The organism is Isoptericola sp. NPDC057653, assembly GCF_042799955.1.
GTDB lineage: Bacteria > Actinomycetota > Actinomycetes > Actinomycetales > Cellulomonadaceae > Isoptericola.
On the sequence record NZ_JBHVHP010000004.1, the window covers coordinates 98497 to 110770 of the forward strand.

The following is a 12274-nucleotide window of genomic DNA, read 5'->3' on the forward strand; positions in this document are numbered from 1 at the left end:
CTAGGGTTTGCCCGTGAGCTCGGAACGCACCTCCCCCTCCGGCGCGGACGCCGTCCCGCTGAGCATCCGTGCCGCGGCCTCGTGGTCGTGGCGCATCCTCCTGATCGCCGCCGCGGTCGCCGCCTTCCTGTGGCTGCTGGCGACGCTGAAGACGATCGTCGTGCCGGTCGCCATCGCCCTGCTCCTGACGATCCTGCTCGCCCCGGTGCGCCGGGCCCTCGAGCGGTGGGGGCTTCGCAGGGGGCTCGCGACGGCGATCTCGATCGTCGGCCTGATCGTGCTGGTCGGGGCCCTGATCACGCTGGCGGGGACGTCGATCGTCGGGGGGTTCCAGGATCTGGCCGACCAGGCGGTCGCCGGGTTCAAGCAGTTCACGACGTGGCTCGCCGAGGGCCCGCTGCAGCTCGACTCGAAGCAGCTGTCCGAGTACGGCCAGCAGCTGCAGAGCTCGATCGTCGAGAGCTCCGGCCTGGTCTCGGGCGCGCTCGGCGCCGCGACCACCGTGGGGCACGTCCTCGTGGGCGCGCTGATCGCCCTGTTCTGCACGATCTTCTTCCTGCTCGACGGGCGCACCATCTGGACGTGGCTGGTCAACCTGCTGCCGATGCGGGCCCGCGAGCCCGTGCACCAGGCCGGCCGCCGCGGCCTGGTCACCCTGTCCGCGTACGTGCGCACCCAGATCCTCGTGGCGTTCGTCGACGCCGTCGGCATCGGCATCGGGTCGGCGTTCTTCGTCCCGGCCCTCGCCCTGCCGATCGGCATCCTGGTCTTCATCGGCTCGTTCGTGCCGATCATCGGCGCGATCGTCACCGGCGCCATCGCCACCGCCGTGGTCCTGGTCGCCAACGGGTGGATCGCGGCGCTCATCATGCTCGGCATCGTGCTGCTGGTGCAGCAGGCCGAGAGCCACATCCTGCAGCCCTTCCTCATGGGCCACGCGGTGTCCCTGCACCCGGTGGCCGTGGTGCTCGTGGTGGCGGCCGGGAGCCTGGCCGCCGGCATCGTCGGCGCCCTGTTCGCCGTCCCGCTCGCGGCCGTGCTCAACACCGTGCTGCTCTACCTGCACGGGCACGACAAGTTCCCCGAGCTGGGCCACGAGGACCATGTGCCGTTGTTGCGTCGACGACCTCAGCTCCCCGGTACCCTGCTCTGGTCGGGACGGGGGTCGTCGCAGGAGGCGGCGGCCACGGGCGGCGCGTCGGACAGCACCATCGACCTGCCCGACGCTCCTGCCTCGCCCGCCTCCGACGCGGGCCCGGCAGGAGAGAACAGGTAAGTGGCAGCACACCCCCCGATCGACCGTGTGACCCTCGACGACGTCCGCACCGCCGCGGCGCTGCTCGACGGCGTCATCACCCGCACGCCGGTGCAGGCGTTCCGCGCGATGAGCGAGGCCGCGGGCGCGCCCGTCGTCCTCAAGTGCGAGAACCTGCAGCGGGCCGGCTCGTTCAAGATCCGCGGCGCGTACACGCGCCTGAGCCGGATGTCGGACGAGGAGAAGGCGCGCGGCGTCGTCGCGGCCAGCGCCGGCAACCACGCGCAGGGCGTCGCGCTCGCGGCCCAGATGCTCGGCATCCACGCCATCGTCTACATGCCCGTCGACGCGTCGGTGCCCAAGCTCGCCGCCACGCGCGGCTACGGCGCCGAGGTGCGCCAGGTCGGCGAGAGCGTCGACGAGGCGCTGGTAGCGGCGCGCGCGGAGGCGGCCCGGTCCGGCCGCACCCTCATCCACCCGTTCGACCACCTGGACGTCGTGACGGGCCAGGGCACGGTGGCCCTCGAGATCCTCGAGCAGGTGCCCGACGTCGGCACGGTCGTCGTGCCGCTGGGCGGCGGCGGCCTCGTGGCCGGTATCGCGACGGTGCTCGCGGAGGCCGCCCCGCACGTGAAGGTCGTGGGCGTGCAGGCCGAGACGGCCGCCGCCTACCCGGAGTCGCTCGCCGCGGGCCGCCCGGTGCCGCTGTCCCTCGGGGCGACGATGGCGGACGGCATCGCCATCGGCACGCCGGGCGACGTGCCCTTCGAGGTGCTGCAGCGCCTCGGCGTGGAGGTGCGCACCGTCTCCGAGGAGGAGATGTCGCGCGCGCTGCTGCTCGTGGCCGAGCGGGGCAAGCTGATCGTCGAGCCGTCCGGCGCCGCGGGCGTGGCGGCCGTCCTCGCCGCCGAGCCGGGCTCCCTGCCCGGCACCATCGTCCCCGTCCTCACGGGCGGCAACATCGACCCGCTGCTGCTGCTGCGCGTCGTCCAGCACGGCCTCGTGGCGGCCGGCCGGTACCTGCAGCTGCGCGTGTGCATCGACGACAGGCCGGGCTCCCTCGCGGGCCTGCTGGACGTCATCGCCGCCGCGGGCGCCAGCATCGTGCAGGTGGAGCACACCCGCACCGACACGTCGCTCACCGTGTCGCAGGTGCTCGTGAACGTGCAGCTCGAGACCAAGGGCCACGAGCACTGCGCCGCCGTCGTGGACCGGCTGCGCGCCGCGGGGTTCGAGGTCGCCTGAGCGTTGCGCGTGGACGCCCCGGGCCCGCTCAGCGCAGGGCGCGGCGGTAGTCGCCCGGAGCGCACCCGCAGATCTGGCGGAACGTGTCGTAGAAGCTGCTCTGCGACGTGAACCCTGCCGCGTGCCCGACCTCCACCGTCGTGGCGTCCGTCGTGATGAGCAGGCGCTGCGCCTCCGCCACCCGGCACCGCGCGATGTACGTGCCGAGGGTGGTGCCCACGACCCGCTTGAACAGCGTCATCGCGTGGCTCGGGCTCAGGTGCACGGCGCGTGCCACGTCGGAGGGCGAGATCGCGGAGCGGTAGTGCTCCGCGACGAACTGGGCCATCGCGGCGGCCCGGGCCGCCGGGCCGGAGTCCCCGGCGCCGTCCTGCGCGTCCGGCCCGCCGCCGGGGTGCGTCGCGGCGGCGTCGGAGCCCAGCAGGCGCCGGACGAACGCCTGGACCTCGAGCATCACGACGGTGGTGTCGCCGCCGGCCGTGACGTCCCGGCGCCAGGTGGCGAACATCGCGTCGACGTCGCGGGCGAGGTCCGCGGCCGGCACGACGACGGGCCGGGCCCGCAGCAGCACGGCGACGTGCTCGGTCGGCAGCGCCCAGCCCAGCACCTCCGTGAGGGGGACGTGCACCCACGACACCGCCGTCGGCACCTGCCCCGGGTCCACGAGCTGGTGCGGGGTGCCGCCCCAGAAGAGGGCGACCTCGCCGGCCCCGACCCGCAGCGTCGAGCCGCCGAAGAGGTACTCGAGCCGGCCCGAGTGGACGAGGTTGAGCTCCAGGTCGTCGTGCCGGTGCGGGTGCTCCATCACCGGCGGGGCGCCGTGCCGCACCCAGAGCGCGGCCTCCTCGAGGCGGACGTCGTCGGCGCGGAGTGTCACGGGGCGAGCCTAGGTCGATCGAAGGATCCCGGAAAACGGGGCGACCGATCCGGAGGATCGACCGCCATCCTCGGGCCTAGCGTCGCTGCATGGCTCATTCCCCGAAGATCACCATCGTCGGTGCCGGCGGCTTCGTCTTCCCGTTCCGCCTCATCGGAGACCTGCTCAGCTTCCCCGCCCTGCGCGACGCGACGCTGTGTCTCATGGACCTCGACGCGGGCCGTCTGGACCGCGTGGCGAGCGCCGCCCGCGAGCTCGTGGACCACCACGGCCTGGCGACCGACGTGCGGCAGACCACCGACCGCCGCGAGGCGCTCGACGGCGCGGACTTCGTCATCATCACGTTCCAGGTGGGCGGCGTGGAGTCCTACCGGCACGACGTCGAGATCCCGCGCCGCTACGGCGTCGACCAGACGGTGGGCGACACCGTGGGCCCCGGCGGGGTGTTCCGCTTCCTGCGCTCGGTGCGCGCCTACCAGGACATCGCGGCCGACGCGCTCGAGCTGTGCCCGGACGCCCTGTTCATCAACTACGCCAACCCGATGGCGATGGCGACGGGGTACCTCAACGCGCTCGGCCTGCGCACCGTGGGCCTGTGCCACAGCGTCCAGGGCACCACCCGGATGCTCGCCCGCACCCTGGGCGTCCCGTACGACGAGGTGTCCTACCGGTGCGCCGGCATCAACCACCAGGCGTGGGTGCTCGACTTCCGCCGCGGGGACGAGGACCTCTACCCGCGGCTGCGGGAGGTCATGGCCGACCGGCACCGCCGCGGCCGCGCCGCCGCCGACCTGCTGACCGACGACGGCGACCACTCCGACGAGGCGCTCGCCGCGAGCACCTACGAGGGCGGCAACGAGCAGGTCCGCACCACGCTGATGAACCACTTCGGCTACTTCGAGACGGAGTCCAGCCACCACGCGTCGGAGTACGTGCCGTGGTTCCGCAAGGACGCCGAGACGACCCTCGAGTACATCCCGGAGCGCTGGGACTACTACGAGATCTGCTCCGCGCACGACGAGCAGGGCGACGTGGACGACCAGCTCGAGCGGCTCAAGGCCGACCTCAGCCCGTCGGTCGAGTACGGGGCGTCGATCGTCAACGCCGTCGTGACCGGGGTGCCCGCCGTCGTCTACGGCAACGTGCCGAACGCGGGCCGGGTGATCACGAACCTGCCCGACGACGCCTGCGTCGAGGTGGCGTGCCTGGTGGACGCGAACGGGGTGCAGCCCACGTCCTTCGGCGAGCTGCCGCCGCAGCTCGCGGCGATCAACCGCACCAACGTCAACGTCCAGACGCTGGCCGTGCGCGCCGCGCTCACCGGCGACGTCGAGCACGTGCACCACGCCGTCGCGATGGACCCGCTGACGTCGGCGCACTGCACGCTGGAGCAGATCCGGGCCATGACGGGCGAGCTGCTGGAGGCGCACGCCGCGCTGCTCCCGGCCGCCCTGCGGCCCGCGGCGTCGCCGCCGGCGGGCGCGGTGGACCGGGACCCCGCCCTCGCGCTCTAGGCGCGCACGGTGCCCCGGGCGACGACGCCCGGGGCACCGCCGGCGGGGCCGCGCACCGCGCCGTCCCGACGTCTCGACGACCCTCGACGAAGAGGAGACGACATGCCGACCCCCGTGCGCGGGCTGTCGCGCCGGAGCTTCCTGGCGGTGGCCGGGATCAGCGTGGCGGGTGCGCTCGCCGCCTGCTCCGGCGCCCCCACCGGCACCAAGCACCTGCGCCTGTCCTCGTGGAACATCCCCCTGGACCTGGCGTCGTACCAGGCGATCGCCGACGAGTTCGTGGCGGCGCACCCCGGCACCAGCGTCGCGGTGGAGGTCACCACCGGCCAGTTCCACCAGTGGTTCATCACGCGCCTGGCGGCCGACCTCGCGCCCGACATCATCCGCATCACCCCGCAGCAGATCGGCCGGTACGCCGCCAACGGCAGCCTGGTCGACCTCACGGGCGTCGTGCCGGCGGAGTACGAGGACGACTACTCGACGCCGTTCTGGGCGATCGGCGCCAAGGCCGACGGCCTGTTCGGCGTCTTCCAGCACACGGACAACTTCATCACCTACTACGACAAGCGGGTGATCGAGCAGATCGGCGTGGACGTGCCGCAGACCCTCGACGAGGCGTGGCACTGGGACGAGTTCCTCGAGATCGCGCGCGAGGCGCAGCGGATCACCGGCCGCTACGGCTTCGGCTACGGCTGGAGCGGCCCCGAGACCGCCTACCGCTGGATGCCCGTCGTCTACCAGAACGGCGGCGCCTTCCTCGGGGAGGACGGCGCGACGCCGAGCATGGACACCGACGCCGCCGTCGGCGCCCTCGACTTCGGCCGGCGCTGGTACGCCGACGGCCTGATGTCGCCGGCGAACATGAGCAAGTCGGGCGGCGGCGCCGTCGGGCGCGACCTCTTCGCCACCGGCCAGGCGGGCCTGCTGCTCGACAACCCGGAGGCGATCGCGGCCCTCGACGAGGCGCGCCCCGACGAGTGGGGCACCACCTACATGATCCGCAACGGCGGCGAGGCGTCCGACCTCGGCGGCAACGCGCTGGCGGTGACGAGGTCCAGCAAGCACCCCGAGCTGGCCGCCGAGCTCGTCGCCTTCGTCACCAGCCGCACCAACGTCGCCGAGTTCTGCCGGCGCGGCAACTGGCTGCCCGCCCGGTCCTCGCTGGACGCGGCCGACATCGGCTACGAGCGGCACTCCGACACCATGCAGCAGTTCATCGACCAGGCCACGACCATCCCGCTGTCGATGGTGCGGGCCCAGTCCGGCCCGTACTTCAGCTCGCTCAACTCGGTGTTCGCGGACTACCTCGACCTGTGCTTCCTCGGCGAGCTCAGCCCCGCCGAGTGCGGCGCCCAGATGACGGAGGCGATGCGCAGTGTCACCACACGGTGAGACCCTCACGGCCGCCGGGCAGGCGGCAACCCGCCCAGCGACCGCCGGCCCGGCGCCGGACGACCCCGCGCCGGCCGACCCCGCGCGGGCGGGGTCGAGGACGGACGGGACCAGGTCCCGCCGTCGACGTCGCTGGGCGCCGTACCTGTTCGTCGGCCCGGCCGGGCTGCTGTTCCTCGCGTTCTCGCTGGTGCCCGTCGTCATCGCGGTCGCGCTGTCCTTCCAGGACACGGCCACGCTCGGCGACGGCGCCTGGGTGGGCGCGGACAACTACGCGACGATGCTCGGCGACCCGCTGCTGCGCACGGCGCTGCTCAACACCCTGGTCTTCACGGTCGGCACGGTGCCCACGGCCATGGCGATCGGGCTCGCGCTCGCCGTCGCGCTCAACCGGCCGCTGCCGGGCCGCGGCCTGCTGCGCGCCCTGTTCTTCGTGCCGATGGTCGCGGCCGGCGTCGTGGTCGGCGTGATCATGTCCTGGATCTTCAACCCCGACTACGGCGTGGCCAACAACGCGCTCCGTGCGGTCGGGCTCGACGGGCTGCCGTGGCTGACGTCGCCGCGCACCGCGATGGTCACGCTCGTCCTCGTGGTGGTGTGGACCCGCATCGGGTTCTGCATGATCATCTACCTCGGCGCGCTGCAGTCCGTCCCGTCGGAGCTGCGCGAGGCCGCCGCCATCGACGGCGCGAGCCGCTGGCAGCGGTTCCGGCGGCTCACCGTGCCCCTGCTCGCCCCCACCACGTCGATCCTGCTCATCCTCAACGTGGTGTTCTCGCTGCAGGCCTTCGACGTCATCTACGTGATGACCGGCGGCGGCCCCGGCTTCTCCACGACCGTCCTCATCCAGTACGTGTTCCGGTCGGCGTTCGCCGACGCCCGCATGGGCTATGCGGCGGCGCTCGGCCTCCTGCTCGTGCTGATCCTGCTGGTGTTCACGCTGCTGCGGCAGCGGGCGACGACGAAGGCCGAGGAGCTCCTGTGACCGTCGACGTGCACCCCACCCCCCTCCCCGCCGCCCCCGTGCGCGCCGGCCGGTCGACCCGGGAGCGCCGCTCGCTGCGCCGCCGCTGGCTGCTCACCGCGGGCCTCACCGCCGTCGCGATCCTCGTCGTCTTCCCGCTGTACTGGATGGTGGTCTCGGCCCTCACCCCGGGCGGCCAGTCGCAGAGCAGCGCGTTCTACCTCTGGCCCGACGCGCCGACGACGGCGAACTTCACCGAGGTCTTCGCGCAGCAGCCGGTCTGGCGCTGGCTGGGCAACTCGTTCCTCGTCGCGACCGTGGGCACCGCGCTGTCCGTGTGCGTGTCCCTCGGGGCCGGGTACGCGCTGGCGAAGTACCGCTTCCGCGGCCGCGGGCTGCTCTACGCCCTGTTCCTCGTGACGATCATGATCCCCATCCAGGTGACCCTGGTGCCCGCGTTCCTCGTCGTCGCGCGGCTCGGTCTCGTCGACTCCCCGTGGGCGGTGATCCTGCCGACGCTGTTCGACGTCGTCGGCATCTTCATCGCGCGCCAGTTCATGCTGGGCGTCCCCGACGCCCTCATCGAGGCGGCACGGCTCGACGGCGCCGGGGAGCTGCGGACCTTCTTCCGGGTGGTGCTGCCCACCTGCGGGCCGCTCGTGGGCGTGCTCGTCATCCTCGGCTTCATGAACCGGTGGAACGACTTCCTGTGGCCGTTGGTCGTGCTGCAGGGCAACGAGAGCCTCACCGTCCCGGTCGGCCTGTCGACCCTGACGAACAACCCGGCGTTCAGCTCGCCCTGGGGCGCCGTGATGGCCGTCGCCACCGTCGCCGTCGTGCCGCTGCTCGTCGTGTTCCTCGTCTTCCAGCGCACCTTCGTCCAGGGCATCGCGAGCACGGGCATCAAGTAGGGCGGAAGAATCTCGCGAAAGGTGTCTGTCCGGGCCCGCCCCGTTCGTCGTCCTGGTGACGCGGCCGACCGGCCGCGGGACGAGGAGGCGGAAGATGCGGTTCCTGGACACGATCCTGAGGGTGGATCCTGAGGCGCGTCGGTTCCGGTCGGACGCCCGGCGCACACGGTGGGTCGTCGGAGACGGCCTGCGGACCGTGGACGTCGCGTTCTACGGGCCGATGGTGTACTTCCACGGCCACGACGAGGAGGTCTGATGCGGTATCTCATGCTGGTGCTGTCCACGCCGGAGGACGCCGAGCTGCGTCCCGAGGACGCCGCGGGCGCCCCGCCCATCGAAGGGTGGGTGGAGAAGTACTACGGGAGCGGCACGGCGGTGCTCGGCGACCGGCTGCGCCCGCCCGCGGACGCGGTCGGGGTGCGGGTGCGCGCCGGGCGCACGCTGGTCACCGACGGCCCGTTCTCGGAGACCAAGGAGGCGATCGGGGGCTTCGACGTCATCGACGCGCCCGACCTGGACACGGCGATCGGCATCGCGTCCGAGCACCCCATGGCCCACGGCGGCGCCATCGAGCTGCGGCCGTTCTGGCCGCTGGACCTCGAGGGCGACGGCGCGACGGACGGGGGCGCGTGATGCGTTACCTGATGCTGGTCGTCGAGCCCGACGTGCCCGACCGGGGCCCCACCCCCGACATCGAGGACTGGGTGCGCCGGCACGACGCCGACGGCTCCCGGGTGCTGGGGGAGCGGCTGCGCCCCGCCGCCGACGTGCGGCGCGTGCGGGTGCGCGACGGACGCCCGGCGGTCACGGACGGACCGTTCACGGAGACGAAGGAGGTGATCGGCGGGTTCGACGTGATCGAGGCCCCCGATCTCGACACGGCCCTCGTCATCGCCGCCGAGCATCCCGGGTCCTGGGGCGGTGGCACCGTCGAGGTGCACCCGTTCTGGCCCACGGAGGGCGCGCCCGCGTGACCGCGTCCGCCGCCGTCGAGGACGCGTTCCGCAGCGAGTGGGGGCGCGTCCTCGGCGCGGTGGCGCGGGCCACCGGCGACCTGGACCTCGCCGAGGAGTCCGCGCAGGAGGCGTTCGCGTCGGCGTTGCGCACCTGGTCGCGCGACGGCGTGCCGGACCGGCCGGGGGCGTGGCTCACGACGACGGCGCGGCGGCACGCGCTGGACGTGCTGCGCCGTCGCGGGGTGGAGCGGGACCGGACGGCCGCGGCGGCGCGCCTCGAGGAGCGTCGTGTCGCGACGCCCGGCACGCCCGCCGGGCCGGGGGCCGGGACGGCGGCGGACGCCGTGCACGAGGAGGTCGAGCGGGGCCTGGACGACGAGCCGTGGGCCGTCGACGACCCCGACGGCGACCTGCTGCGGCTGCTGTTCACGTGCTGCCACCCGGCGCTGCCGGCCGAGGGGCGCGTGGCCCTCACGCTGCGCTCGCTCACCGGCATGACGACGGCGCAGGTGGCGCGGGCCTTCCTGGTCCCCGAGGCGACGATGTCGCAGCGGCTGGTGCGCACCAAGCGGCGGATCCGCGCGACGGGGATCGCGTTCCGCGTGCCGCCGTCCGGACAGCTCGCCGAGCGGACGTCCGCCGTCCTGGCCGTGCTCTACGTCCTGTTCACCGAGGGGTACGACGCCTGGGCGGAGCCCGCCGAGGACGTCGAGGGCTGCGCCGAGCGGCGGGCGCTCGCGGGCGACGCGGTGCGCCTGGCGCGGCTCGCCGCCCGCCTCCTGCCGGACGAGCCCGAGGCCCGCGGCCTGCTCGCCCTCCTGCTGCTGCAGCACGCGCGCCGCGACGCGCGCACCGGGCGCGACGGCGTCGCGCGCACCCTCGCGGAGCAGGACCGCTCCCGCTGGCGCCGCGACGAGATCGACGAGGGGCTGGCCGTGCTCGACGACGCGCTGGCGGCGGGCCGTCCCGGTCCGTACCAGGTGCAGGCGGCCGTCGCGGCGCTGCACTGCCGGGCGGCGACGGCGGGGGAGACCGACTGGGGCGAGGTGCTCGCCCTCTACGACGTGCTGCTGGGCATGGTCCCGACGCCCGTCGTCGCGCTGAACCGGGTGGTCGCGGTGGCGGAGGTCAGCGGCCCGGCGGCCGCGCTCGCCGCGCTGGCCGAGCTCGACGAGGCCCCCGAGCTCGAGGGGTACCACCTGCGGCCGGCGCTGCGGGCCGACCTGCTCGTCCGCGCGGGCCGCCCGGCCGAGGCGGTGCGCGAGCTGCGCCGCGCCCTCGACCAGGTCGACCGGGAGGGCGACCGCCGCCTGTTGCGCGGGCGTCTCGCCGCCCTCGGGGGCAGCCCCGCCCCCTGACCCCGGCGAGGGGGCGCAGGGAGCGGGTCGTGACCTCAGAGGGCGGCGGCGGTCTCCGGCTCGGTGACCAGCGGGTAGACGCCGTCCTCGTCGTGCACCTCGCGGCCGGTGACCGGCGGGTTGAACACGCACACGCACGTGATGTCGGTGCGGGGGCGCACCTTGTGCTTGTCGTGGTCGTTCAGCAGGTACAGCGAGCCCGGCTTCAGCTGGTGCACCTCGCCGGTGCCGAGGTCCTCGATCTCGCCCTCGCCCGAGGTGATGAACACGGCCTCGATGTGGTTGGCGTACCAGAAGAAGCTCTCGGTGCCGGCGTACAGGGTGGTCTCGTGCACCGAGAAGCCGACGCCCTCCTTCGCCAGGACGATCCGCTTGGAGCGCCAGTTCTCGCTCTTGACGTCGGCGTCGGTGTCGGTGATCTCGTCGAGCGTGCGCACGAGCATGGGTGGTACCTCCAGGTGGTTCGGGTGGGGTGGGGCAGGCGGGGCGTCAGCCCAGGACGGTGGCGACGGACTCGCTGATGATCTTGAGCCCGCGCTGCAGCTCGTCGTAGGTGATCGTCAGCGGCGGCAGCAGCTTCACGACCTCGCCGTCGGGGCCGGAGGTCTCCATGAGCAGGCCGAGGGCGAACGCCTCGTCGCAGATGCGGGTGGCGGTCTCGCCGTCGGGCGTCTGCAGGCCGCGCGCCAGGCCGCGGCCCTTCGCGACGAGGACGTCGTCGCCGTACCGGGCGACGAGGGAGTTGAAGTGCGCCTCGACGAGCGCGCCCTTGTCGATCGTGGAGCGCTCCAGCTCGTCGTCCGACCAGTAGAGGCGGATCGCCTCGGTGGCGGTCGCGAACGCGGGCGCGAAGCCGCGGAACGTGCCGTTGTGCTCGCCCGGCTCCCAGATGTCCAGGTCCGGGCGCACGAGCGTGAGGGCCATGGGCAGGCCGTAGCCCGAGATCGACTTCGACAGGCAGATGATGTCGGGCACGATGCCGGCCTCCTCGAAGGAGAAGAACTTGCCGGTGCGGCCGCAGCCCATCTGGATGTCGTCGAGGATCAGCAGGATGCCGTGGCGCTTGCAGAGGTCGGCCAGGCCGCGCAGCCACTCGGCGCGCGCGGCGTTGATGCCGCCCTCGCCCTGCACCGTCTCGACGATGACGGCGGCGGGCGCGTTGAGGCCCGAGCCGCTGTCCTCGAGCAGCCGCTCCAGGTACACGAAGTCCGGCACGTCGCCGTCGAAGTAGTCGTCGTACGGCATCGGCGTGGCGTGCACCAGGGGCACGCCCGCGCCGCCGCGCTTCATGGAGTTGCCCGTCACCGACAGGGCGCCCAGCGTCATGCCGTGGAACGCGTTCGTGAAGTTGATGACCGACTCGCGACCCGTCACCTTCCGCGCCAGCTTCAGCGCCGCCTCGACCGCGTTGGCACCGCCGGGCCCGGGGAAGACGACCTTGTGGTCCAGCCCGCGCGGCCGCAGGATCGACTCGCTGAACGTCTCGAGGAACTCCCGGCGCGCCGAGGTGAACATGTCGAGCGTGTGCACCATGCGGTCGTCGGTGAGGTAGTCGACCAGCACCTGCTTCAGCCGCGGGTTGTTGTGCCCGTAGTTGAGGGTGCCCGCTCCGGCGAAGAAGTCGAGGTACTCGGTGCCGTCCTCGGCGTGCACCGTCGCTCCCACGGCCCGGTCGAACACGACGGGCCAGGAGCGCGAGTAGCTGCGGACCTCCGACTCGAGGGCCGTGAAGCCCGTCGGGTCGTCGGCGGACGCCTCGGTGGTGGGGACGGTCGGGGTTGTCACGAAGGACACTCCTTGAG

At 73.2% G+C, this 12274-nt stretch carries 13 protein-coding genes; 10 read left to right on the plus strand and 3 right to left on the minus strand.

Going from position 1 to position 12274, the window contains the following annotated elements; all coding sequences use genetic code 11:
- The first annotated feature begins 13 nt into the window (after positions 1–13).
- Complete coding sequence (locus ACFU9A_RS20075; protein ID WP_430577073.1) at positions 14–1276, plus strand: AI-2E family transporter; 1263 nt, start codon at positions 14–16, stop codon at positions 1274–1276.
- Entirely contained in the window at positions 1277–2500 is a 1224-nt protein-coding gene (ilvA, locus tag ACFU9A_RS20080; RefSeq protein ID WP_430577074.1) for a threonine ammonia-lyase, read from the plus strand. It abuts the gene before it with no gap.
- A 28-nt stretch (positions 2501–2528) separates the two neighbouring features.
- Here the strand turns inward: ilvA and ACFU9A_RS20085 are convergent, their stop codons facing one another.
- Positions 2529–3377, minus strand: a complete 849-nt coding sequence (locus tag ACFU9A_RS20085) for a helix-turn-helix domain-containing protein (RefSeq protein WP_430577075.1) — start codon at positions 3375–3377, stop codon at positions 2529–2531.
- A gap of 89 nt (positions 3378–3466) precedes the next feature.
- Between ACFU9A_RS20085 and melA the strand changes: the two genes are divergently transcribed.
- From melA to ACFU9A_RS20125, 8 genes are all read left to right on the plus strand, one after another.
- Positions 3467–4891, plus strand: a complete 1425-nt coding sequence (gene melA / locus ACFU9A_RS20090; protein WP_430577076.1) for an alpha-galactosidase — start codon at positions 3467–3469, stop codon at positions 4889–4891.
- 102 nt (positions 4892–4993) lie between these two features.
- On the plus strand, positions 4994–6283 hold the full coding sequence (locus ACFU9A_RS20095) for an ABC transporter substrate-binding protein (protein ID WP_430577077.1): 1290 nt from the start codon (positions 4994–4996) through the stop codon (positions 6281–6283).
- Positions 6267–7268 (plus strand): carbohydrate ABC transporter permease, encoded by a 1002-nt coding sequence (locus tag ACFU9A_RS20100; protein WP_430577078.1) that lies wholly within the window; start codon positions 6267–6269, stop codon positions 7266–7268. Before ACFU9A_RS20095 ends, ACFU9A_RS20100 begins: the two co-directional genes overlap by 17 nt.
- Positions 7265–8158, plus strand: a complete 894-nt coding sequence (locus ACFU9A_RS20105) for a carbohydrate ABC transporter permease (RefSeq protein ID WP_430577079.1) — start codon at positions 7265–7267, stop codon at positions 8156–8158. The genes ACFU9A_RS20100 and ACFU9A_RS20105 overlap by 4 nt, the downstream gene beginning before the upstream one ends.
- Positions 8159–8252: 94 nt before the next feature.
- A complete protein-coding gene (locus ACFU9A_RS20110; RefSeq protein ID WP_430577080.1) occupies positions 8253–8414 on the plus strand; it encodes a hypothetical protein in 162 nt (53 codons plus the stop codon).
- On the plus strand, positions 8414–8791 hold the full coding sequence (locus tag ACFU9A_RS20115) for a YciI family protein (RefSeq protein WP_430577081.1): 378 nt from the start codon (positions 8414–8416) through the stop codon (positions 8789–8791). Before ACFU9A_RS20110 ends, ACFU9A_RS20115 begins: the two co-directional genes overlap by 1 nt.
- Positions 8791–9132 carry a YciI family protein gene (locus ACFU9A_RS20120; RefSeq protein ID WP_430577380.1) on the plus strand — a complete coding sequence of 114 codons (342 nt, stop codon included), beginning with the start codon at positions 8791–8793 and terminating at the stop codon, positions 9130–9132. The genes ACFU9A_RS20115 and ACFU9A_RS20120 overlap by 1 nt, the downstream gene beginning before the upstream one ends.
- Positions 9129–10472: an RNA polymerase sigma factor gene (locus ACFU9A_RS20125; protein ID WP_430577082.1), complete on the plus strand. Its 1344-nt coding sequence runs from the start codon at positions 9129–9131 to the stop codon at positions 10470–10472. The genes ACFU9A_RS20120 and ACFU9A_RS20125 overlap by 4 nt, the downstream gene beginning before the upstream one ends.
- A 35-nt stretch (positions 10473–10507) precedes the next feature.
- On the opposite strand, the gene ACFU9A_RS20130 is transcribed toward ACFU9A_RS20125, so the two are convergent.
- Positions 10508–10915: an ectoine synthase gene (locus ACFU9A_RS20130; protein WP_430577083.1), complete on the minus strand. Its 408-nt coding sequence runs from the start codon at positions 10913–10915 to the stop codon at positions 10508–10510.
- A gap of 46 nt (positions 10916–10961) precedes the next feature.
- Positions 10962–12257, minus strand: coding sequence for a diaminobutyrate--2-oxoglutarate transaminase (ectB, locus tag ACFU9A_RS20135; protein WP_430577084.1), 1296 nt, complete (start codon positions 12255–12257; stop codon positions 10962–10964).
- Positions 12258–12274: the final 17 nt, after the last annotated feature.